Below are 22,063 nucleotides of genomic sequence, written 5' to 3' on the forward strand. Positions count from 1 at the left end.
GGGCCGGATGTTTCGTTTCGCAAACCTGGGGCGCGTGTGGGTACCGGTGGATCTGCCTGGCGGTGACGGTGAGACGCCGGAGCTGGTGCGCGTGCACCTGTTGATGACCCTGTACACCGATGACGAGCTGGCTGCGCGCGACCGCGAGGTCATGACGCGTACGTCGGCGTCCTTCCTGGAGAAGGCCGCTACCAGCACCGACCCGACCGAGCTGCAGGGCGCTTTCGACGACATGCAGCGCGTGCGCCTTGACGACCGTGCAGACCTGCTCCGGCGCACCCACGACTGGCGCGGCTTTGCGGACGAACAGGGTGAGCCGTTGCCCTTCTCGCAGGAGCGTCTCGAAGCATTGCTGACGATGGCCTATCTGTTCCAGCCGATCCGCCGTGCGCTCTTCGATACGAGTCGCGAGGGCGTAAGAAAAAACTGATCGCCTGGGTGCGGTGGCGCGCCGGCGCCGCGCCCGGGTATGAGGAAGAACGGCTATGGGATGTCGGCAACGAGTATGGGGACAGCTTCACCAGCGAAGCCTGCCGGAGCTGTCCTGTGGTGTGTTCGGACTGCTCGCAGCCGCGCTTGTTGCGTGCTGCGGAACCTGCAGCACTGGCCTTTCTTTGGTGTCGATCGCAGTGGCAATACGCGCCCAGCGGTCTGCCGACTGGATTGCGTTACGCCGACTGCATGGTGCTGTTGCGCGCTCGTGTGAGCGAGCTTGGTCTTGCGCGCGCGGACTTGCCGCGGCTGCTGGCGCAGTTGCAGATAGCCGAGCAGGCGTACGTGCAGGCGAATGTGGAGCGTTGGCAGAGGGAGCACGATAAACATGGCGGGCGGTAACACCTTCAACGTGCGATTCGAGGTGAGCGACGACGGAAAAGTCAGCGCCCATATCGCCGGCATCAGACAGCAAGCCCGGGATGCGGAGCCGGCTGTGCGTTCGCTGGGCGATCGACTCAGTATCATGGGCGGTGCGCTGGCAGGCGCCAGCGGAATCGTTGCTGCTGGTATGGCGCTGGTGATCAGGAACACCATGAACGCCGAGCGTGAGCTGGCTCAGCTCAATGCCGTGCTCAAGTCGACGGGGCAGGATGCGAATTTCAGCGCCGAACAATTGGCTGCGATGGCTGACAGTATCTCGCGAGCCAGCACATTCAGTGGCGGGGACATCACCAACGCGCAAACCCGCCTGCTTTCCTACAGCGGTGTCGTCACAGGAAACTTTGTACCTGCGCTGCAGGTGGCTATCGACCAGGCTGCACGCCTGGGCATCAGCGTGGAGTCGTCTGCCGAGATCGTTGGCCGTGCCCTTGAGTCACCCACCAAGGCAGCCGGTGCGTTGGCGCAGCAAGGCTTCGGAGCCGCGTTCACCAAAAGCGTGCGCGACAGCATCAAGGCACTGGAGCAGTCCGGCCGCACCGCAGAGGCGCAGGGAATCATTCTTGACATCCTGAATGAGTCTTACGAAGGCGCTGCACAGGCAGCCCGTAATACTTTTGGCGGTTCGCTTGCAGCGTTGCGTAACAGTTTGGATGACCTAACGACCGGTGAGGGGGGCAGCCTCGATGGCGCAGCCTCCGCCGTAAACCGCCTGACGGGCGAGTTGCAGAGCGAGCAAACAAAAGCTGCATTCGGCCAGGTGATTACCCTCGTATCGCAAGTGACCAGCGAGCTGGTCGGCAGCATCACGCAACTGACTGCTTGGTATACCAAAGTGCGTGAGGCGCAGGGACTTGCGGGTGGTAGTGATCCAAAGCAGTCCAGTACTGATGCGTTGAACGCCCGCATGGGAAAAGTGCAGGCAGAACGTAGCGACTTGCAGCGCTGGAAGTCCAACGTCTTTGGTCTACCGCTGACCGACAACCAGTCGGATTTTCGCGAGCAGCAACTAGCAAGCCTGGAGGCCGAGCGTGTCGCCATCCAGCGCGAGCTCACCTCGCGCTACAAACAGCAAGCTGCGCCGGAATCCTCGCCCGTCAAGACCGAACAGCGACGCCCAGTGCCGGCATTGATCGATGAGAAGGAAGCGAGCCGTCAGGCCGAGCGGATCAAGCGCGCCACCGCCGAGATGTCGGACTCTCTACGGACTTGGCACACCGAACTCGAACAGATCGGTAGCCCCATCATCGACGAATACAACAAGCGCCTGGTTGAAGTGGCCGAACGCAGTGAAACGGCAGCAAAGGCCAAAGTGCCAACGGCTCAGATCGATGCGTTCACTGCATCCATGCGGGCGTTGGCGCAGCAAATCCGCGACCGTGATATCGCCGAGTTCCAGCGCGAGTTCACTGAGGACACCGCAGAGATGGCCGCGCAGCTGCGTGGTGGCGGTGCTTCTGCTGCATTGGAATACGCGAATGCGCTGACCAAGGTGCAGGAGCTGCTGGATGCTGGGGTTATCTCCACAGACCAATACGCGGCGCGGCAGCAGGCACTGCGTGACCAGATGAACGCCGGTGCTATCCAGGTGCTGCAGGACATCGGCGAAGAACAGCAGGCATTGCAGCTCAACAGCCAGCAACTTGAGGTGTACAACCGCCTCAAGCAAGCCGGAGTGGATGCGAACAGCGCGTACGGCCAATCGATTGTCCAGGCCACGGAGCAGCTACAGCGTCAACGTGAGAGTGCGGCGGTTCTGGGTGACATCCGGTCTGCTACGCATGACTTTGCATCGGATGCCATCGTCTCTTTCGGTGAGGCTGGCGACGCAGCAGAGCGGTGGATTGATCGAATGAAGCGCATGGCTGCGGACCTTCTTGCCGACCGTGCTATCCAATGGTTGTTCAGCGCTGGTATGAGCCTGATCGGTGGCGGCAAGGGTGGTTACACGGGTAACGGCACCGGTGCGGGAAGCACCAGTGGTTTTGGCAACAACATGGAGAGCTTTACCGGTCGTAATCTCTTTGGTTTCGGCGGCGGGCGGTCTGCTGGTGGCGGCGTCAGCCGCGATCGCATGTACGAAGTGACCGAAGGCGGACGGCCTGAATTGCTGCGTCAGGGTAATCGCACCTACCTCATGCCCGGGTCCGATGGCGTCGTCATCCCAGCCAGCGCGGCGGCTGCAGGCGGTAGCAGTGGCAGTGGCTCGCAGGTCAACGTGAACATCATTGGTGCACCCAGCCAGCCGCAAGTCACCACACGGAGCAATGGTGTCGGCGGTACCGATGTCGAAGTGTTGTTCAAGCAGATGGAAGGACGCTTGGCCGGCAACATGGCGGCAGGCACCGGCCCGCTGTTTGCCGCGACCAAGTCTCGCTTGAACGTCAAGGATCGACGCTGATGGCTGAGTTCCCGGCCTATGTAGGAATCATGGCCAACGACTTTGGGGAAGAACCGCAGGCATCGGTGTCGCGCACGGAGATGGAACGCGGGCTTCCGAAGCAGCGCCTCTTGAATACCCGTGACATGGTGGAGCTGTCGTGCACGCTGCTGTTTCGGTCGAAAGCCGACATTGCCGCATTCGATGCTTGGTACTTCGATGAGATCAAGAAAATCGGGGAGTTTGCGATGCAGCACCCGCGCACCGGCGCGCAGATCACCGCGCGCATCAAGGGTGGGGCGATCGGGCGATTGCAGCCGCGCAACCCTATGTTCACGTCTGCAACCCGGCAGACCGTAATCGAGTACCTGCGGTGAGCTCGTTCCAGGAACGCCGCCAGCGCGTTACCGACGTGGACGGACCGCTGGAGCTGTTGGAGATGACGGCGCCGTCGTTCGGTGCCGTCCTGCGCATCGCCAACGATACGCAGGACTGGGTAAGCAACGGCAACACGTACATCGGGTATCCGTTTCGCTTCACGCCGCCAGCCGACCAGACCGGGCAGACGCCACGCGCGCAGCTCGAGATAGATAACGTTGGTCGCGGAGTCACTGATGATTTGGAGCGCATGCAGCCGAACGAGACGGTGATGTGCCGTGTCCTGATCACCGATCGTACCCAGCCTGATTTGATCGCTCGACGGTTCTACCTGCCGTTGACGCAGGTGCACGCGGCCGGCCCGCTGATCACCGCACAGATCGGCGTGGACTTTTTCATGCGCCAGCAGGCGGTGAAGTTGCGCGCGAACCCGTTCACGCTGCCGGGGATCTTCTGATGCGGGCCAGCGAAGTTGAGCGGTTCCTCAACATCCCGTACGACGCCGACACATACGACTGCGCCGATCTGGTCGTGCAGGTGCAGCGCGAGTTGTTCGGCCGCGCTGTGCAGATGCCAGCGCGGCGGCCGCGTGGTGCAGCAGGCCAGGCGGCGCTGGGTCAGCTGTCGCGCGCCTACGCAGTGCCGACCACTGCGCCGGTCGATGGCGACCTGGTGCTGATGTTCGACAAGGGCCAGAGCCGCCCCGGACACGTCGGCATGTTCTTCCACTTGGCCCATGAGGGCTGGGTGCTACACACAACCAGCGCGCTCGCCAGCAGCTGGCTGCACCGGGTGCGTGAGCTGCCGGACTACGGCGCACGGATTGAGGGGTATTACACATGGGTCTGATGACCACGCCTGCCACCGACGGCCAGCTCGTGCTGACGCCGCATCCCGTTACGTTGGAAGGGCAGCGCCACATCGCGATGGACCTGCAGCCGGGCGAGCGCCTGTGCGAGTTTCTGCATCGCCATGTCCTCGATCTGGATCAGGGCGACTGGACGGTATCGATCGGCGGCCGCGTCGTGCCGCGCCACCTGTGGGCCTACGTCTATCCGAAGGATGGCCAGGTCATTGAGGTGCGCGGCGCCGTCGGCAGGAGTGCGCTGTACATCGTCGCGATGGCCGCGCTGATCTACTTCACCGGTGGCGCGGGCGCGACGTGGGCGGCAGGGCTGGGCACCACCGGTGCGGCGGTCGCATACACGGCAGCATTTGTCGCCGGCTCGGTCCTGATCAATAAAACGCTTGGTCCGAAGGTCGAGAGCCCCGCCGGCCCGAGCACGGCCGGCACCGTCTACAGCTTGGGTGCGCCGCGCAACCGCATGCGTCCCTACGAGCCGTTCGGCCTTCTGTTCGGCCGCACGCCCATCGCGGCAGACATTGCCAGTAAGCCGTACACCTTTTACGAGGGCGACGATCAGTACCTCGCCATGGTGCTCACGCCGGGCATCGGCGTCGGCCGCGTGGAGGCATACAGCAACGGCGACACGCCGCTGTCCAGCTACGAGGGGGTTAGCGTCTACCACTCTGGCTACAGCCAGATGGCGGAGCAGACCATCCCGCTCTACAGCAACGTCGACACGATCGACGGTGGCGAGTTGCCGGACACCGCAGACTTCGTGACGCGCACCACCAGCGCGGACACCGTGCGCATCCAGATCAACCTGGAATACGTGCTCGGAGGCGTCGGCACCTCCGGCAAGAAGTACAACGTGTCCGAGACGGTGCAGGTGCAATACGCGCCGGCGGGCACCGGCATCTGGGCCGCGTTGGCCACCCAGACGTTCACCGGCGACAAGCTCGACGTCAGCAAACGCGCCACGGTGTCTGCGGATGTAGCCAAGGGCCAGTACGACGTGCGCGTGCGCATCCTCGGTCAAGGCAATTACAACGGCTCAAATACCCAGCGCAACGACTTCCAGTGGTCGACGATGGGCAGCGTGCAGGCCGATACCGCGACCTACGCCGGCCTGGCGCGCACCGGCATCCTGATGAAGGCCACCGGTCAGCTCAACGGCCAACCCGACGAGCTGCGTGCCGAGCACATCGCTGCGCCGATCCCAGTGTGGCGCAATGGCAGCTGGGTGACGGAGGAGACCAGCAACAACGGCGCCCACATCCTCAAGTACGTCCGCGGCTACTACGACAAGAGCGGCAAGCTCATCGCCGGCATGGGCAAGAGCGATGAGGAGATCGACATCGAGTCGCTGCAGGGCTTCATGGCCCACTGCGAAGCGAACGGCTACACCTACGATTACTGGCTGACCGAAGAACGTAGTCACGATGAGGTGCTGCAGTCCATAGCGTTGGCGGGCATGGGCCAGACCACGTGGGCAGGTGGCCGGTTGTCGGTGGTGTGGGCGGCCGACGAGCAGCCGCTGTCGGGCGTGGTTAACATGGCCGAGATGAAGAAGGGCAGCTTCAGCGTGGACTACACGCTGGCCAGCGCTGCCGATGGCATCGAGTACAGCTATTTCGACAGCACGACAAAGAAGGTCGAGACCCTGCGCGTGCCAGCGCCGGGCGTGGAAACGATGCTCAACCCGGCGCGGCTCACCGGTGAAGGTATCGGCCGCGAGGCGCATGCGGCCGAGATGGCGCGCTACCACCTGGCCCAAAGCCTGTTCCAGTACAAGGACATCGGCTTTGCCCAAGACCTGCAGTATCTGACGTACCGACGTATGTCGATGTTGTCGATCTCGCACGACCTCACGCAGTGGGGGTTCGGCGGGCGCATCGTCGCGGCAGAGCGTAGCCCGCTGCTGGGCACCATCACCCTGACCCTGGACGAGCTGGTACCGCCGCCCGATGCGCGCAGTGCCTTCATCGGCCTGCGCATCCCGGGCGAGGCGGTCTACCGCACGTTTCGCGTGCGCAACTTCACGGAACCGACCGACACCATCCAGCTGGTCGAGGGATGGCCGGACGACGCGCCGCTGCCGGGCGAGGGCTATGCAGACTCGATGGTGCAGGGCGGCTGGCAGGACAACCCAGCGCACGACACCGTGTGGATCTACGACTTCAAAGCCACGCCGGGTCTGCGCGTGCGCGTGGTGGCGATCGAGCCAGAGAGCGATTTGAAAGGCGCCAGCATCAGCGTGGTGCCGGAAGGGCCGGAGTTCTGGACCTTCGTCAAGACCGGCCGGTACATCCCGCCGGAAAGCGGCTCGTCACTGGCCACGCGCCCGATCGTCAGCAACCTGGCGATCAGCGAGGACCAGATCACCACCGGCGATGTTACGGCCACCGATCTTGTGGCCACCTTCGACATCTCCGGCCCTTTCGATCATGCAGTGGTGTACGCGTCGGCATCCGATGGCAATGGCGAGCTGCAGGAAGTGGCGCAGACGCGCACCCGCACCGCACGGTGGCGCATCCCGCGCGCCGGCACCTACACCATCAACGTGCGTCCGTTCGGCCCCGAAGGGCAGATGGGCGTCGGCGCGTCGCTGATCTACACGACCATCGGCGCCGACGCACCGCCGGTCAACTACGACCTGTTCGATGTGGAGGAAGTCTCTGGCGGCATCCGGCGCTACACCTGGGGCTTCTGGACTGACACCATCCAGTCGGCCAACCTGGCCGGCGCCGAGATCCGCTACACGGTGGCGGACCCGGAGATCCCGCAGCCGTTGTGGGGTGCAATGACGCCCGTCGGCGACAGCGGCTATCACACCGGTGCGTTCGACTCGCCCATTCCATCGTCGGGCAAGTGGACGTTCGCCATCCGCGCGCGCAACACCAACGGCACGCTGTCGGTGGCTGCCAAGTACGTCACAAAGACGCTGGGCAAGAACCTCGGCGAGCTGCAGGAGGAAATGCAGCAGGCCATCGACCAGACCACCGAGGAGATCCGCCAGGGCTTCCTCGAAGCCGTCGCGCGCGATCAGGAGCTTGCTCAGCAACTGCTAGAGCAGGCGCAAGACCTCGCCAACCTGCAGGCGCTTGTGGAGGCACCGGAATGGGTGGATCAGGCGTGGCCGTCTGGTTCAATCGTCAAGCACGCCGGCGGCCTGTACGTCGCCAAGCAGGACGTACCGATTGGCACGGCCATCACCGATACCGCGTTCTGGTCCTACATCGGGCAGTACGACAGTCTGGCTGAGGCCGTGGGTGCAATCGGTGTGGCCACCAACCAGATCACCACCGATGTGCAGCAGGTCAAGGATGAGTTGCTGGTGATCGCCCAGGACGTCAGCGGTGTGCAGTCCTCGCTGAGCGGAAAGGCTGATGCATCGGCGGTGCAGGCAATGAACACGCGTCTTACACAGGCCGAGAACAGCCTGACGTCGCTGTCGCAGCAGCTTAGTACGGTGCGGAGTCAGATCGCTGGCAAGGCCGATTCGACGGCGCTGCAGGCCCTGCAGACGCAAGTTACACAGATTGGTAATGAGGTCACCAGCCAGGGGACGGCGCTGACGTCTGTGCGGAGCCAGACTGGCGGCGGTGCCAACCTCTTGCCGAACGCGACCTTTGAATCTGCCAACGACGCGACAGGGTGGACCATTACGATTAACACGACAGGCCTGCCAATTTTGGTAACCGGCAACGACGGCACCATCGGTGACGGGAGTCGCTATCTCCCAGTCGGAGTGTCAGGGATGATGGTCACATACGCCGGTACGCCAAGTTCGGGGACAGTTAGTCAGACGCTGGGTACATTCGTCGCGGTTGAACCAGGCAAGCGATACATTGCTAGCACGACGCTAAATGCGTTTCGCTGTAACGCTCAGTTCGTTCTAGCCTGGTACGACCGCAATCGAAACTTCATTGCGCAAGGCTATGTCGAAACTACTGTGCCGCCAGCAGTCACGAACCCAACTTTGGCCGAGTTGCCGCGCAAATTCGTGGTTGCCGACATGCCAGCAAGTGCTGCCTACGTGCGCGTCGGATTGCATGTGCTCTTCAACGGCTCAGCAAGGCCGTACGCCTGGTATTCGCAGCTTATGCTGGAACAAGTTCCGGCCGGGCGCAACACACCTTCAGCCTACAGCCCGGCTAGTCGTGGCATTGAGGCGAAGTTCGCGCAGGTAACGCAGTCGATTTCGACGCGGATCACTAGCACTGAGAACGGGGTGGCCAGCTATGAGGCGGCGGCGACTCTGGCGCTTGACGTTAATGGACGCGTGGCTGGTTGGCGCTCGGTGAACAACGGCCAGAGCGCAACGCTGGATTTCGCGTTCGACAAGGTGCGATTCATCAGCCCGAGTGCAGGCGGTGCACGTGCTGAGCTCATCAACGGCAACTACTTCGTCTACGCGCCCAACGGCGTGCGTGTGATCGCGATGGGGTGGAGCATATGAGCGAGGGTCTACGCATCTCCGATCCGAGCACGGGGGAAGTGGTTGTCGAGTACACCTCCCGCTTGAGCCGCATGGCCGAATTTATCGTCATCCCAGCAGGAGCAGCCGGTTCAGTCCGGGTAGACACCAGCTACGGCCAGCCCTGGGCGTATCCGCAGCCGATGGCCTACGGTGGCTACGCACCGTTTATCACCGTCGATCCGAACGGCACGATTTCTTGGCAGCCGAACAACACTTATCCAGGCGGCGCAGTCGATGTCCGCCTGGCCTACGGGGTGCGCTGATGGGATTTTTCAGTGTCCGCAGCATGGACGGTAGCAACTTGTTGATGATCGACGGCGACTACAGAGGGCTGTTCCTCCGTCAACGAGGCGTCGGGCAAACTGACACCGTCGTGTCTTCGCAGTACGGTGTGTCGGCCGGTGCCTTCATCATCAGCAATTGTGTCGTGATGCCTATCGTTGCCGTCCATAGCCCCAATGGGGTTGGGTGCGTTGGGGCGCTTGCACAAGTGGATGCAACGACTTGGCGCGCGACCTTCACGCTGCAAGGCGCTACGGGTTTGTCGTTCGAGTGGTATGCGTTCGACACGTTGCGCGATAGCGACGCTTCCTCGTATGGCCAACAGATTCGAAACCTGCAGAACCAGCTGATCTTCGATGCGTTGCGCAAGCCGCAGCGTGTCGTGGATAGCTTCACGCTTCCAGGAGAGCAGGGCACCACACGCGGGTACCCCGGCGGACGCAAGTATGCCGTCGCGCATTCGGGCGGTGTGTGGGTATCGAGCTTGACCAGCGGCGGCGGCCAAGCTGGTTATGTGGTGCGCTTGCCAGGCGCCAAGGTCACCAACGAGCAAGTGACCATTTCCCCCTTTCAAATCGTCGGCCAAAGCGGCACTTCGTTCGAACAGCGTCGCCCTTCGAATGTGCTTGTGTGCGACGTCACCGGCTACTGACACAGAGAACCAGATGACCATCATCAGCGAGAACCCTATCTTCGGCACACAGACCAAGATCGTGTCGCCCCGCATCGAAATCCGATGGGACCCGGCCACAAACGATGGGCCTGTCGAGTTCCATCTTGAGCAGATCACAACAAAGCCGCACCCGGACGGCTGGATGCAGACGCTGGAGCGCTTCTTCCTGCGCGTGCTCACCGTGCAGATCAGCGACCTGATCGGCCGCAGCTACGACATCACCGCGCCATCGACCAATGAGGTAGACCCAGCAACGGGCCAGGCGGCACAGGTGCCAGGGGAGACGGTCACCGAACCCGGCGTGCACCTGCTGCTCGGCATCAAGGCAGCAACGCGTGTGGCCTACGATGCAAACATAGTGGCGCCCGATCCGGAAGCGGACCCGCTCGCCCGCCAGATCACGATCATCTGGAACCCGATCAACGACACCGGCACCGTCACGTTCCAGGTCGAGGACCGCGGCGCCGCCCTCGGCGTGCTAGCAGCGCCGATTGCCGACCTCATCGCGCCGACCTACGCCATCCGATATCCCGACGCGGAGGCGACGCAGGAGCTTGCCGGCTGGAAGCTTCAGGCGCTGATCAAGGCGGCAACTGATGGTGCGATCGTCGCCAACTTGGCGAGTGCCGAGCCGGCGACAGCTTGACGGTAAGCAGCACTCTTCTGCATCAGCAGGGTTAGCGTTTAGTACTCCGAAAGTGGTCTGCAGCTATTCCCCTGTTCCTTTCGCGGTGCTGTTCACAAAAGCGTAGGGGCATACCGCTGGCGCTATGTCAGCGGACTTGTAACAATCGCTTCTAACTGTAAAGGCAGGGCTGCCATGTCACTTGATTCTCACCAGGCCTGGAGAATGAAGGCTCGGGCGCAAGGGAAGTGCTCAAGATTTGTGAAAAACTGCCGAAATTCAACCATGGTGGTTGATTAATGGCGCCGTCGACCCCAACATGCCGCAATGGTGATCAGGGTGGCAGTGATGGTGAGCAAGTTGCGGGACCCCTTTACACGCTCGACGATGTCAGATCTCGCTGCGCCGCTGGCAAAGTTACGTTCTCTAAGAGGGCCCAGGCCGGCTTCGAAGCAGAGGGTTTCTCAAAGCAGTCTGCGATTGAGTGCGTGGCCTCCCTCACGGAGGGGGAATACCGCAAGTCGCTTAGATACGAGGGTCAACAACCGTTCGATGCGTATTCAGCCAATCGGATCAGTGGCAGACATGCTGTTTACAAGCAGCTATATATAAAGTTTCGCATACCTAGCCCCAGCGTGGTTGATCAGGTCTACGTAACTTCTTTTCATCCTTAATAGGACGTCCGTCATGGCGCACATTTGTCCAGCTTGTGAAAAAGGCAGGTTGGAAAATCGCACGGGAGATCAATCCATTCAGTATGGTGAGTCCCTGTTGCTTGTCAAAGGCATTCAATTTGCTGAATGCCCTGAGTGCGGTGAGGAGGTTGTCCTGCCCGCTCATGAAAAGCACAACTCGCTGCTGTATGCCGATGCTAAGAAGGGTGTTGATGATTTGCTTCCCTGCTCTGCCATTAGCTCTTTCCGTGAAAAATGGAGTCTGACGCAACACGAGGCGTCGGCTATCTTTGGAGGTGGAAAAAATGCATTCTATAAATACGAGCACGGAGAGATAATTCATAGCAAGTCTATGGATTTGCTAATGCGTGTATTTGATGAGGTTGGCAGCGCAAGAACCTTTTTGGCAGATAGGGCCGGTATTAAACTCAAGGATGAGTGGGAGACGATTGCAGTTTTAGAACCCGAACGGCCTCATCGCTCCTCAGTATCGGCTTGTGTGGTATTTGATCTTGCTGATTTTGTTAGTGCTAGAGAGGGGAGAGATGGTTGGTCTCCAGCTAACGAAAGCTGGTCTAGCGATGAGCCTCGCTATCGAGAGAGCGCCTAATTTATGGCTCGTAAGAAAGATAGCGGCGCCGATGACGTAACGCAGTTTTTCGCTATTCAGGATATTGCGTTATGGACGGCTTCTCTGAGCCGAGAAGGCGATTATTTGCCCGAGCAGCACGACGGAAAGTGCTCAATTCAGACGTTTATGTCGGTCGACCCAGAGATGATGAAGGTCTCCATAGAGGGTGAGGATGAAGATCAGTTTCTTCTCCGGGTTTTGGCTAAATTTGGCATTAGATCTGTTTATCAGGAAACGGCAGAGTCTGAAATCGAAGTTTTATATTCGATCGAAGCTACTTTCAGTGTCGAATATTTTGTGATTAGGACGCCAACGAAAGAAATGTTCTCGCAGTTCGTTAAATACAATTGCGTACATAATGCTTGGCCATTTTGGCGGCAGCACGTGTATGACACGTTGCGAAGTGCGTCGTTGCCGCTTTTGCCGATTCCTTTTTTTCCGGGTAAAAAGCCCGTAAAGAAAAAAAAGATCCAATCTTCGACGCCTGTTCGTCGGAGCGTCGAAGCGCAAGCTGAAGGGTGATTATCGCTTGTAACCTGGATGAGCTCGCGGGTAAAAGTCTGACAGCTCAAAGGGGCTAAAACTGATATGTAAATGTCGGTCTCGCTAGCATCCTATATCTGCCGGTCGCGGTGCCAAGATGGCCGCTCACCCGCGGGGCGCCTGAGCAGCGCCAGGCCGGCATCTATTGTCGCAACCCTTGAGAAAGCCGGCAGTAGGATTGCCTGCATCTCACACGTGCCCAAGCGCACAAAGGTTTGCGAGCGATGCCATCACGATCTGCCCACCGCACTGCTCTGGAGCGAACCAAAGAGCCGCACGTTATCGCACCTAACGGCGTAACGCTGCCGGACTTGCCTGCCAGTATGAGCTGGCACAATCCTGTAATCGGCAACGCAACTGATCGAGGCCAATGGGAGTTGTTGCGTGTAGGCTTGGGTGGCGCGGAAGTCCTCGCAAGGGTTCGGCGTAACCAATCCGGAGAGGCCGATGTGTACCTACCAGCCCCAGGCAGCCCGTTGGTACCTGAGCCGATGACATACCCGATCGCTCAGGCCTTCGAGGTGGCAGCAAAGTTCGCGATCGGGTCGTCGAGATAAGTCTGGGCATCGCTGTATTGCCGTCTCAGGCACCGACGGCCGCCACCTTGCGCACGCCTACGTTTCCCGTTCTAGCAGACAGGCAACGCAGGCAACGGCTGCAATCGCGTTATGAACGCGCCATTGCTTCCATTGCCCATCTCGACCGCTGACGCCCTGCGCAAGATCATCGTGCCGGCGCTGCACCTGTTGCCGCCGCGAATGACCAGCCCGGAAGCGCTAGTGATGATTCTTGCGATCATGCTGCAGGAGAGCGCATTGGCGCATCGCTGGCAGGTGATCGACGTCAGGCGTCCCGAACGCAAGGGACCTGCACGCGGCCTGGCGCAGTTCGAGCAGGGCACCAAGGCCAGCCGCGGCGGGGTGTGGGGCGTGTACCTGCACGACGCCAGTCGCTACTGGCTGGCGCAGGTGTGCGAGGCACTGGGCATTCCGTTCCAGCCGCAGGCCATTTGGAGCGCGCTGGAACACAGCGACATCCTGGCGGCTGCTCTTGCGCGCCTGCTGCTGTTTACCGATCCGGTGCGATTGCCGGCGTTGGGCGAGCAGCAGGCAGCCTGGGCGCTGTACAAACGCACCTGGCGACCGGGAAAACCAAAGCCCGACACGTGGCCGGATAACTACCGCTATGCACTCAGCGCTGTGCAGGCCCTGCAGTGAACGCGGAAATCAAAAGCGGATTGGGCATCTCGCTGGCCGGGCTTGCGACTTTCATCGCCTTGCACGGCAGTGCGTTCGCTGAAGGCGCGCAAGCGCTTTGGCTGTTCTTGGTCAAGATCACGCAGGATGTCCCACTGGGAACAGGTTCATTCTTGCTGGCACTAGCGATGGCCACAATCTCCCAACCGATGCTACGCCGCTGGCTACCGCACAGCCGCGCCAACCACACCAAGCACGCGCGCACCTTCCTGGTGGAGCTTGTGGCGCTTGTGGTGGGATTCGGAGTGATGTGGGCATTGACCGGCACCATGCCGGGCATGTTGCTAGGCATACTGGCCGGCTTCGCGGCGCCGTTCTTCTACCGTGCAGCCGCCGCAGCCTGGGCGTTGTTCCTGCGAAAGGCATCCACACCGTGAGTCAGCCCGCAGAAGAGCGTCGTTTCTTCTCGATGCGCGTTGATCACACGTACGTGGTCGGGCTGCTGGTGGCCTTCGGCGTGTGGAACGTCAACCAGAGCGGGGAGGTGCGCAGCCTGCGGGAGTCGGCGGGTCATCGCGACCAGATGCTCAGCCAGCGCAATCGCGAGGTGGACAGCCTTGAGCGACGCATGGCTGCCATGGAGCGGGGATGCAGGTGATGCCAGATCTGGATGACGAGCGACTGGCAGCGGTTGAAACGGAAGCGATGGCACGCACGATGGTGCTGCTCAAATCGCTATTCACGTTCGACAGATTCCCGAAGAAGGATTCAATGGGAATTGTGCGGCACGGCCACGGCCGGCCAATCGAGCGGCGCGCCATGACTGAAGAGGTGGCCGAGTTCGCGCTAAGCAATGACGTGCAAGCAGCGCAAGCCTGCCTGCGTGCGCGGATCTTTGAGCTGATCGTGGTGCACCCCGAAGCGGTGCCGCGCCTGCCATACATCTATGCCCTGGCCGATATCCTGGAGCCTGAGCGCATGCGCGAATGGTCGCCCCTGTGGAGTGCCATGCGTCGCGGCGACTGGAACGCGGTGGGCGTGGAGCTGATGACCTGCCACTGGGATCGCTATTACGGCGAGAGCACGGAGAAGCGCCGTGCAGTGATGCAGATCATCATGGACCTCGCACGCGGGCCGCTACTGTGAGGGTCTACGCCATCCTCGCAGCGGTGCTGCTGTTCGTAGTCACCAACGTCGGCTCGTTCTTTTTCGGCAAGCACTACGGGCGACTGGGCCAGCAGGCGAAAGCCGGCAGTGCGCTCGCTGAGCAGGTTGCCGACCAGAACAAGGCCAACAACGCCATCGATGCCACGGGTGCAAGCACGCGCGCCGCCGTGTCGGGCGCACTCAACGAAAACCGGAGCAGCACACATGCCGCGATCGAACGCATCCGCACTGTCGTGGTGCCTGGCCCTTGCCATGATGTTGATCCTGTCGTCCTGCGGGAGGCTGGCGAGGCCGTCGACCGGGTTAACGCCAAGATCCGAGGCGGTCTGCGACCAGGAACCACCAGCATCGATCGCGCCCCAGCCGAGCACTGAGCCAGAACGCAGCGCCTGGGTGCAGGCGCTGCTGGGTCTTTACGAGGACGAGGTGGATAAATGGAGGTTTAGCCAGCCGTGTCGGGCGGCGGCAAGGCGGGAGAGCTTGGGCTTTCGGTAGTTTTTCGAGCCTCTTGCTTTATTTTGGACATTTCTAGAAGTCTAGCGATGCGCTGCTCACGGTCATGCCTCTCGACATACCAGTCCTTGATCAGCATCTCGATCATATCAATCAATAGAGATGCTTCCTGCGGATCAACATCAACTACGACATTGATGTCGCGCTCCATATGTGCCCCGATGTTCCCAATCTTCTTTATCGCATTAATTGCATCAAAAGTAGCTGGATTGATTTTATCTTCTAGCTTATTTATTTCCTCGTGTAGCGTGCGCCCAGAAATATTCCAAAAATCCCGGATCATCCCCTGTAAGCAACGCCTAGACAGTGTGGCCGATGCTTTCGGACTGAGGGAAACAATCGCACATGCTTCTCTATAGTCCTCAAGGATTGGGCTCGGAATATAATCCGGCATTGGTTTTTCTGCACTTGTTGGCCTCAGCCTCCAGTCCTCAACTAGTGTTACCTTTTCTGACCGTCCAGGCGTCCCGGGGGACAGGCTGTGTAGATAGGCGTGCAGCGTAAATTCTTTACACGATTGATTTAGGCAAGTTGTGGCAATTGTCATAAATCGCATTCGACCATGCTTATTACCGTTAAAAAAAATGAAATGGTCGCCGGTGCTGTTGTCAGTAATCACGCTAGAGTGATTACACCATGGGCAAACATGCGTAGCGCTCATTGTCGCTCCAAACTTTTCGCAATGGCAGCAAGGTATCCATTCGCTTCCTCAAGCTGAGTCTGCATCTTGTCCATCCGGTCCTTCATACGAAACACCGCGATCGGCAACGCGATCCACAGCAGCACCAGCACAACCATTACGAACATCATCAGCAGCCCGAAGCCGCCGGTCAGATAGCTACCCATCTATTCCCCCCGTCAGTTGTAGATCCCTTACTTCGCCAGCAGCACCACAAGTGCGCGCTGCTGCTCGTCGCTGAGCGCATCCACCAGGCGCTGCAACACCGCGGCTTCGCCGACCTTGTATTGCGCGCGCGGCTCCGCCACCGCGGTTGCGGAGAAGAGTAACGCGTCGGCCGACGTGCCATAGAGCTGACACAGCTGGATGAAGGTCTGCAGCTGCGGGAAGTTCTTGTCGTTCTCCCAGGCGGATAACGACCCCTTCGTCACGCCAAGTTCCGCTGCTACATCCAACTGCGAAAGCTTCGCTGCTTCGCGGGCCGCGCGCATCCGGGCGCCGATGGTGCTCACCTGCGGAGTATAGACGGGCTGAACTTTCATGGGTTCAGGTGGTCTTGACATTGGGTATAGATGGTCTAGACTTCGCGTCAAGATGAAAACGACCCATCCCCCTCAGCTTCACCCGATCCGCCTTGCCCGGCAGCGCCGCAAGTGGTCGCAGCAGGAACTGGGCAGCCGCCTCAATCCGCCCGTCGGAAAAGCCGCAGTCGCGCAATGGGAGTCCGACACCACCAGACCGGTGCCGGACCTTGCGGTGCAGCTGGTGGATCTGTTCCAGAAGGAGATCACCTTGGACGACCTCTACCGTAGGCCGGGGAGGGCAGCATGATCGACATGCCTGTCACCGTGCGCCGTGCAATCGGCTACGTGCGCGTCAGCACTGACGAACAGGCAGCGCAGGGCCACAGCCTTGCGCTGCAACCTGAGCGCATCCGGCAATGGTGCGCACTGCGCGAACTGCAGCTGGTCGACATCGTGTTCGATGAAGGGATCAGCGCCGGCGTCCAACTGCACAAGCGTCCAGGCGGCAAGGAACTGATGCACCGCCTGCGCACTGGCGAGGCAGACGTGGTGGTGGTGTTCCGGCTCGATCGCCTGTTTCGCAATGCGCAGCACGGCCTCAACTTCGTGCGCGACGAGCTCGATGGCCGTGGCATCAACCTGCACAGCATCACCGAGCTGGTGGACACCACCACGCCTACGGGGCGTCTGATGCTCACCATGCTCTGGGCCGTGGCCGAGTACGAACGCGACACCATCCGCGAGCGCACCCGCTCCACGATGGAAGGCCTGCGGCAGCAGGGCAGGGTGTACGGCACCACGCCGTACGGCTGCGTGGCCGTGGGCGGTCGTTGGGATGAGTCCCTGGGCCGCGTAGTCGGCCAGCACTTGTATCGCGACCCCAAGACCTGGCCGCACCGCGAGTTGATCGTGCAGTTGCGCGGGCCGCACGACGGCGCGGAACAACTCTCCTTGCAAGGGATTTCTACCGAGCTGGAAGCGCGCGGCATCCCTGCGCCTGCCGGTGGCCGTCGCTGGCAGAAGCATTCCGTTTCCCGAGTCATCAATACGCATGGCGGGTTGAAACATATCCAGCCGTTGCCAACCGAACACGAACCTGCGGTTTCGGAGGCCGCAAAGCCATGAGCAACGCAGATCACGTGTCTATCAGCGAGCCGCTGGTGATGCCAACGCCCGAGCTACGCGTGCTCGAAGCCCGCTTCACGGCCGCGCGCCAAGCGCGCGACGCCATCACCGGTGACGTACTTGCGAGCTATGCCCGTGTGCACGACCAGATGCTCAACGCGCAAGCCGCGTTGTACGCGGCCTTCGCCGAGCACCTGCAACAGACCCGCCAATTAGATGAGGCGCGAGCATGAACACTTCCAACGCCCCCCGTAGCCAAGCACTAAGCGCACTCATCATGCAAGCCGTGGTGACTTCGCGCATGCAGTGGCAGGAGTACGCCGACGCGGTGGTCGCGCACTACCACCGTAGCGTCGATGTTGCCGACCGTGTGGTCGATTTCCATGTGGCCAGCACCGCCGCCCAACACGAGAAGGCTGCGCGTCTGAACACACAGACCGTGCGCCGGCTGCTCTCGGGCGAGATCCGCATGCCGGTGGACCTCGAGGAAGCGCTGGTGATGGCGCTTCCCCGGGAACAGCGTGTGGATGTGCTGGCAAACCTGCTGGCGCGCATCGGGTTGATGTACGCGCGCCGTCCTCCGCATGCGGAGGACGTAGTAGGGCAGGTAGGCACGCCGTGCGAGTTGATGCGCTGCGCCGCAGATGCTGTGCAAGCCATCGTGCCGATGCTCGAAGACAACCACCGTATCGGGCCGGAAGATCAGCAGCACTTCGCCAACGCGCTGCACGCGATCAACGACGTGCAGAGCGCCTGCATCACGCTCACTGCGCAGATCGCCAACGCCATGCCGCAAACCGAGCGGGCGCGTGTGCTGAAGGCGGTGCAGGGATGAGTACCACCGCCATCAATTGGAAGCGTTGGTTCCCTGCGGCGGTGCCGGCCGGCAGTGGCTGGCGCCTGATTCGTTTCGAGTCGGTCGACGCCGAAGGCAAGCCGGTCGGCAAGCCCATCGAAGCCGTCACCCCCACTTTGAATCCGCGACGGTTCCCCTCAGAGCAACGCGCCATCTATGCCGCGCGCGAACTCAACGCGGTCGACGGTCTGTGACCAGACGGCACTCAGAACACCCCAGGAAGCCCGGAGCCGAGGACGTACCGGGCGAACACAGGACCTTGCTGCACTCGGCAGCGGCATGGTCCGCCCCAAACGAGGAAGCCACCGGCGCACGAACGCCGATGGCTTCAGTGATCAAACCCGTAGGAGGAAAGATCGTGGACAAGTGCACCACACCTGCAACGTCGCCGCAAGCTGCGGCATACCCCATCGTCAGCTACCGGCTGCTCGTGCGGCGCAATGCCGCGCATGACGCCAGTCGCCATGGCGTCAATCCAGCACCTGCCATGGATGCCGCCGACGCCGAATATCTCGCCACGCGGGGCAACCGCTTCGCAGCACGCCGCGCCGCGTTCGTCACCGTTGATCTGCAGTGCGGGAGGGGCTGAGCAATGGACCTTGACCACATCGTGAGCGTCGCGCGCTTCGCTAAGCGACTACGGGGAACGGGACCGCTGTCCACCGGTGAATCCCTGGCCGCAGCCATTGTCCTCAACAAGCCCAGCTGGCTGAAAGCCAAGGGCTACACCCTGGCGGAGGCGATCAATCGTGCAGATGACGATGGCCAGACCGTGCCACGGCTGCTGCAGGCCCAGAAGATCATCCAAGAGGAGGCCTGAGCCATGTTCTTTCGCAATCTCACGCTCTACCGTTTTCCCTGGGCCCCGGACTCTCTGCTTTACCGCGCCTTCGCAAGCGAGCCAAACCACCAGAGCGACGAAAAGGCAGCCGATGAAGCGCTCAATACGTTGCTGGATCTTCAGCGCCTCAAGCCCGTCGGCCCGCTTGAGATGTCATCACGCGGCTTCGTCTCGCCTTATGGCCGCGACAGCGACCAGACCGACGCGCTTACCATCATCCACGGTGAGTTTGGTTGGATCACCGTTGGCGGGCAAGACAAGCTCCTGCCGGGATCAGTGGTAAACAACACGGTCGAGGCCAAGGTAACCGAGATCGAGAAACGCGAAGGTCAGCGCCCCGGTGGCCGCGCGCGTAAGCGCATCAAGGATGACGTCATCCACGAGCTGCTCCCCAAGGCTTTCGTGCGCGAGCAGCGCACCGATGCGTTCCTTGACATGCAGCACGGCTTCATCGCCGTGGATAGCAGCAGCCGCAAGACCTCCGATGCGGTGTGTAGCGAACTGCGCGGCGCCCTCGGCTCGTTCCCGGCGCTGCCGCTCAATGCCGAAGTAGCCCCGCGCTCTGTGCTCACCGCCTGGCTGGCCGGCGAGCAGCTGCCGGCAGGCTTGAGCCTGGGTGAAGACTGCGAGCTGCGTGACCCTATCGAAGGCGGCGCACGCGTGCGTTGCAATCACCAGGAGCTGCGCAGCGATGAGGTGAGCAAGCACCTTGAAGCCGGCAAGCAAGTCACGCGCCTGGAACTTGTGCTGGACGACCACGTCGCCTTTGTTCTCGGCGACGACCTGGTGATCCGCCGCCTGCGTTTTCTCGATGGCGCCATCGACAAGCTGGACGGCAACGATGCCGAGGGCGTAAGCGCGGAGCTGGATGCGCGCTTCAACCTCATGGCCTGCGAAGTGCGCCGACTGTTTCTTTTGCTTGAGCAGGCGCTACACATCAGCAAGGCGGGGGGCTGATCCATGCGTACCCGAGAATATGTTCTGACAAGTTTCTGCCGCGACACTGCTGCGCACACCATGACCGTGCTGCACGATCACGGCACCTACCGACACTTGCGATTCCGAAAGCCGGGCACGTCCTGCTACGGCTTCGACATCGTGACTTGGCCCGGCTACCTGGCCATTTCCGGCGACATGGGTCACGCCTTGTTTACCCGCTTGGAAGACATGCTGGAGTTCTTCCGCGAAAGCGAAGAGAGAATCGCAGCAACGGCGGGCGGGCTACCGATCAATCCGGAGTACTGGGCCGAGAAATGCGTGGCAAACGATGGCCCTAAGAAGGAGTTCAGTAGCGAGCTATTCCATCAGATCGTAAAGGAAAAATTTGATGAGTTCGTAGCCGAAAACACCGAGGATGACGGTCCCGTACCCGAGTGGGCCAATCAGCTTTGGGACGAGCTGGAAACCTCCGTCTTGTTTGACGACGAGGATGTCGAAGCTACTGGCCGCGCCATCGGGAACATGGATAACTTTAAGCCTGATGGAGAGAGCTATAAGCACTTCGGCTTCAGCGATCCATGGGAGTACGGCTCTTCGTTAGAGGATTTCAGATTTCACTTCATGTGGCGTCTGTACGCCATTGCCTATGCCGTGCAGATCTACGACCGCGCCGCCGCCACCGCGGAGGTGACTCATGGCTGACACCATCCCCGGCGACCTCGCCACCCTCGTCCCGGACTTCCTTGACCACCGTCGCCTGCGCGGCACCAGCATCAACACCATCGCCGCGTACCGCGCCGATCTAACCATGCTGACGGCTTTTCTCGGCCGCTTCGACGTGACGCTGGTGCAGCTTGTCAGCGAGCGCTTGGTGAACCTGTGGCTCGACGAGGGCATGCGCCACATGAAGTGGGCGCGCCGCACTGCTGCGCGGCGGCTGGCTGCGGTGCGCGCCTTTATGTCCTGGTGCCGCATGCAGGGCCTGATGCAGCACGATGCCACCCGCGACGTGCGCATCAAATTCCGCCAGCGCACGGTGGTGGCGCCGGAGCTGGAACCACTCAAGGCAATGATTGCCGGCATCGGCGAGCGGGCACCTGCAGATATCCGCGACCGCGCCATGCTGTTGCTGATGCTCGACGGCGCACTGCGCGCCAGCGAAGTGGCGCTGCTGGACGATGCCCCGGTGTCGCGCAACGGCTTCACCGTGCTGGAAGAGAGCCAGCGCGTGTATGTACGCCCGAAGGGTGGCGAGGATGACGACTTCGAAGTGGTCGGTATCGAACCCGTCACCGTGCGCGCCGTGCAGGCGTGGCGACGCACACGCGACAAGATGGCACTGCCCGGTGAGGCTGCATTGTTCGTCAATGCCACAGGCCGGCGCCTGTCGCGGCAGTCCGTGTACCTGATGGTGCGTGAGCGGGGCAGGGTAGCCGGCATGCCCGGGTTGCACCCGCACATGCTGCGGCATCGCCGCCTGGGCGAAGTGGTGGAGCGTGCAGGCCTGGACGCCGGCGCCGCGCACGCACGCCACAAGCACAAGTCCACCACGGTCAACGTCTACGGTGCCCACGCAGCAGAGGTGCAGCGCGCTGCCATCCGCACGCTGGCGCCACTGGGGGAACTGCCATGCAACGCATGATCAGCCACGCCACACCGTTGCCCCTGTGCCGTATCGGCCACACAGCCCGCCATATCCACGACCAGCGCTCGCTGCAGGCCGGTGGCGGTCACCTCGTGGAATGCGCCTGCAGTGCCAGCAGCAAGCATGGCGCGTTCGACGACGCACTGCGTGAGTGGTGCCGGCAGCAAGGCCGGCCGACACCAAAGACCAATC

At 61.4% G+C, this 22,063-nt stretch carries 29 protein-coding genes; 26 read left to right on the forward strand and 3 right to left on the reverse strand.

Going from position 1 to position 22,063, the window contains the following annotated elements:
• The first annotated feature begins 7 nt into the window (after positions 1 to 7).
• The 16 genes from RQH86_RS03960 (at position 8) to RQH86_RS04035 (ending at position 15,123) form a co-directional block, all read left to right on the forward strand.
• Positions 8 to 430, forward strand: coding sequence for a hypothetical protein (locus RQH86_RS03960; RefSeq protein WP_311238253.1), 423 nt, complete (start codon positions 8 to 10; stop codon positions 428 to 430).
• A 390-nt stretch (positions 431 to 820) separates the two neighbouring features.
• The gene (locus tag RQH86_RS03965; RefSeq protein WP_311238254.1) at positions 821 to 3,274 is read left to right on the forward strand and encodes a phage tail length tape measure family protein; all 2,454 of its coding nucleotides are present in this window, start codon (positions 821 to 823) and stop codon (positions 3,272 to 3,274) included.
• Entirely contained in the window at positions 3,274 to 3,630 is a 357-nt protein-coding gene (locus RQH86_RS03970; protein WP_311238255.1) for a hypothetical protein, read from the forward strand. Before RQH86_RS03965 ends, RQH86_RS03970 begins: the two co-directional genes overlap by 1 nt.
• The gene (locus tag RQH86_RS03975; protein WP_311238256.1) at positions 3,627 to 4,088 is read left to right on the forward strand and encodes a DUF1833 family protein; all 462 of its coding nucleotides are present in this window, start codon (positions 3,627 to 3,629) and stop codon (positions 4,086 to 4,088) included. The genes RQH86_RS03970 and RQH86_RS03975 overlap by 4 nt, the downstream gene beginning before the upstream one ends.
• Positions 4,088 to 4,480, forward strand: coding sequence for a peptidoglycan endopeptidase (locus tag RQH86_RS03980; RefSeq protein ID WP_311238257.1), 393 nt, complete (start codon positions 4,088 to 4,090; stop codon positions 4,478 to 4,480). Before RQH86_RS03975 ends, RQH86_RS03980 begins: the two co-directional genes overlap by 1 nt.
• A complete protein-coding gene (locus RQH86_RS03985; protein WP_311238258.1) occupies positions 4,471 to 8,937 on the forward strand; it encodes a host specificity factor TipJ family phage tail protein in 4,467 nt (1,488 codons plus the stop codon). Before RQH86_RS03980 ends, RQH86_RS03985 begins: the two co-directional genes overlap by 10 nt.
• A complete protein-coding gene (locus RQH86_RS03990; RefSeq protein ID WP_311238259.1) occupies positions 8,934 to 9,221 on the forward strand; it encodes a hypothetical protein in 288 nt (95 codons plus the stop codon). The genes RQH86_RS03985 and RQH86_RS03990 overlap by 4 nt, the downstream gene beginning before the upstream one ends.
• Positions 9,221 to 9,892, forward strand: coding sequence for a hypothetical protein (locus RQH86_RS03995; protein ID WP_311238260.1), 672 nt, complete (start codon positions 9,221 to 9,223; stop codon positions 9,890 to 9,892). The genes RQH86_RS03990 and RQH86_RS03995 overlap by 1 nt, the downstream gene beginning before the upstream one ends.
• 13 nt (positions 9,893 to 9,905) lie before the next feature.
• Positions 9,906 to 10,559: a hypothetical protein gene (locus tag RQH86_RS04000; RefSeq protein WP_311238261.1), complete on the forward strand. Its 654-nt coding sequence runs from the start codon at positions 9,906 to 9,908 to the stop codon at positions 10,557 to 10,559.
• Positions 10,560 to 11,225: 666 nt separating this feature from the next.
• Complete coding sequence (locus RQH86_RS04005) at positions 11,226 to 11,822, forward strand: type II toxin-antitoxin system MqsA family antitoxin (protein WP_311238262.1); 597 nt, start codon at positions 11,226 to 11,228, stop codon at positions 11,820 to 11,822.
• A 3-nt stretch (positions 11,823 to 11,825) separates the two neighbouring features.
• A complete protein-coding gene (locus RQH86_RS04010; RefSeq protein WP_311238263.1) occupies positions 11,826 to 12,365 on the forward strand; it encodes a hypothetical protein in 540 nt (179 codons plus the stop codon).
• A gap of 689 nt (positions 12,366 to 13,054) precedes the next feature.
• Complete coding sequence (locus RQH86_RS04015; RefSeq protein WP_311238264.1) at positions 13,055 to 13,603, forward strand: hypothetical protein; 549 nt, start codon at positions 13,055 to 13,057, stop codon at positions 13,601 to 13,603.
• On the forward strand, positions 13,600 to 14,019 hold the full coding sequence (locus RQH86_RS04020; protein ID WP_311238265.1) for a hypothetical protein: 420 nt from the start codon (positions 13,600 to 13,602) through the stop codon (positions 14,017 to 14,019). The genes RQH86_RS04015 and RQH86_RS04020 overlap by 4 nt, the downstream gene beginning before the upstream one ends.
• The gene (locus RQH86_RS04025) at positions 14,016 to 14,240 is read left to right on the forward strand and encodes a hypothetical protein (RefSeq protein ID WP_153066035.1); all 225 of its coding nucleotides are present in this window, start codon (positions 14,016 to 14,018) and stop codon (positions 14,238 to 14,240) included. The genes RQH86_RS04020 and RQH86_RS04025 overlap by 4 nt, the downstream gene beginning before the upstream one ends.
• Positions 14,231 to 14,728: a hypothetical protein gene (locus RQH86_RS04030; RefSeq protein ID WP_115513032.1), complete on the forward strand. Its 498-nt coding sequence runs from the start codon at positions 14,231 to 14,233 to the stop codon at positions 14,726 to 14,728. The genes RQH86_RS04025 and RQH86_RS04030 overlap by 10 nt, the downstream gene beginning before the upstream one ends.
• On the forward strand, positions 14,725 to 15,123 hold the full coding sequence (locus RQH86_RS04035; protein ID WP_311238266.1) for a hypothetical protein: 399 nt from the start codon (positions 14,725 to 14,727) through the stop codon (positions 15,121 to 15,123). Before RQH86_RS04030 ends, RQH86_RS04035 begins: the two co-directional genes overlap by 4 nt.
• Positions 15,124 to 15,191: 68 nt before the next feature.
• Here the strand turns inward: RQH86_RS04035 and RQH86_RS04040 are convergent, their stop codons facing one another.
• The 3 genes from RQH86_RS04040 to RQH86_RS04050 are packed head-to-tail and all read right to left on the reverse strand — an operon-like array spanning position 15,192 to position 16,483.
• Positions 15,192 to 15,881: a DUF4145 domain-containing protein gene (locus RQH86_RS04040; RefSeq protein WP_311238267.1), complete on the reverse strand. Its 690-nt coding sequence runs from the start codon at positions 15,879 to 15,881 to the stop codon at positions 15,192 to 15,194.
• Between the two features lie 38 nt (positions 15,882 to 15,919).
• Positions 15,920 to 16,108, reverse strand: coding sequence for a hypothetical protein (locus RQH86_RS04045; RefSeq protein WP_311238268.1), 189 nt, complete (start codon positions 16,106 to 16,108; stop codon positions 15,920 to 15,922).
• Positions 16,109 to 16,135: 27 nt separating this feature from the next.
• Positions 16,136 to 16,483 carry a helix-turn-helix domain-containing protein gene (locus RQH86_RS04050; RefSeq protein ID WP_311238269.1) on the reverse strand — a complete coding sequence of 116 codons (348 nt, stop codon included), beginning with the start codon at positions 16,481 to 16,483 and terminating at the stop codon, positions 16,136 to 16,138.
• Between the two features lie 52 nt (positions 16,484 to 16,535).
• On the opposite strand from RQH86_RS04050, the gene RQH86_RS04055 reads away from it, so the two are divergent.
• The 10 genes from RQH86_RS04055 to RQH86_RS04100 all read left to right on the forward strand — a co-directional run bounded on the left by RQH86_RS04055 (position 16,536) and on the right by RQH86_RS04100 (position 21,868).
• On the forward strand, positions 16,536 to 16,772 hold the full coding sequence (locus tag RQH86_RS04055) for a helix-turn-helix transcriptional regulator (RefSeq protein ID WP_115513028.1): 237 nt from the start codon (positions 16,536 to 16,538) through the stop codon (positions 16,770 to 16,772).
• Positions 16,769 to 17,590 carry a recombinase family protein gene (locus tag RQH86_RS04060; protein ID WP_311238270.1) on the forward strand — a complete coding sequence of 274 codons (822 nt, stop codon included), beginning with the start codon at positions 16,769 to 16,771 and terminating at the stop codon, positions 17,588 to 17,590. Before RQH86_RS04055 ends, RQH86_RS04060 begins: the two co-directional genes overlap by 4 nt.
• Positions 17,587 to 17,823 carry a hypothetical protein gene (locus RQH86_RS04065; RefSeq protein ID WP_311238271.1) on the forward strand — a complete coding sequence of 79 codons (237 nt, stop codon included), beginning with the start codon at positions 17,587 to 17,589 and terminating at the stop codon, positions 17,821 to 17,823. Before RQH86_RS04060 ends, RQH86_RS04065 begins: the two co-directional genes overlap by 4 nt.
• Positions 17,820 to 18,425, forward strand: coding sequence for a hypothetical protein (locus RQH86_RS04070; RefSeq protein WP_311238272.1), 606 nt, complete (start codon positions 17,820 to 17,822; stop codon positions 18,423 to 18,425). Before RQH86_RS04065 ends, RQH86_RS04070 begins: the two co-directional genes overlap by 4 nt.
• A complete protein-coding gene (locus RQH86_RS04075) occupies positions 18,422 to 18,640 on the forward strand; it encodes a hypothetical protein (protein ID WP_115513023.1) in 219 nt (72 codons plus the stop codon). The genes RQH86_RS04070 and RQH86_RS04075 overlap by 4 nt, the downstream gene beginning before the upstream one ends.
• Before the next feature lie 128 nt (positions 18,641 to 18,768).
• Positions 18,769 to 19,035, forward strand: a complete 267-nt coding sequence (locus RQH86_RS04080; protein WP_311238273.1) for a hypothetical protein — start codon at positions 18,769 to 18,771, stop codon at positions 19,033 to 19,035.
• 3 nt (positions 19,036 to 19,038) lie between these two features.
• Positions 19,039 to 19,266 carry a hypothetical protein gene (locus RQH86_RS04085; RefSeq protein WP_115513021.1) on the forward strand — a complete coding sequence of 76 codons (228 nt, stop codon included), beginning with the start codon at positions 19,039 to 19,041 and terminating at the stop codon, positions 19,264 to 19,266.
• Between the two features lie 3 nt (positions 19,267 to 19,269).
• Positions 19,270 to 20,244 carry a recombination-associated protein RdgC gene (locus tag RQH86_RS04090; RefSeq protein ID WP_311238274.1) on the forward strand — a complete coding sequence of 325 codons (975 nt, stop codon included), beginning with the start codon at positions 19,270 to 19,272 and terminating at the stop codon, positions 20,242 to 20,244.
• A gap of 60 nt (positions 20,245 to 20,304) precedes the next feature.
• Positions 20,305 to 20,928: a hypothetical protein gene (locus RQH86_RS04095; RefSeq protein WP_238151807.1), complete on the forward strand. Its 624-nt coding sequence runs from the start codon at positions 20,305 to 20,307 to the stop codon at positions 20,926 to 20,928.
• A complete protein-coding gene (locus tag RQH86_RS04100) occupies positions 20,921 to 21,868 on the forward strand; it encodes a tyrosine-type recombinase/integrase (protein WP_311238275.1) in 948 nt (315 codons plus the stop codon). Before RQH86_RS04095 ends, RQH86_RS04100 begins: the two co-directional genes overlap by 8 nt.
• Positions 21,869 to 22,063: the final 195 nt, after the last annotated feature.

It is taken from the genome of Xanthomonas sp. WCS2018Noco2-27, from assembly GCF_031843525.1.
GTDB lineage: Bacteria > Pseudomonadota > Gammaproteobacteria > Xanthomonadales > Xanthomonadaceae > Xanthomonas.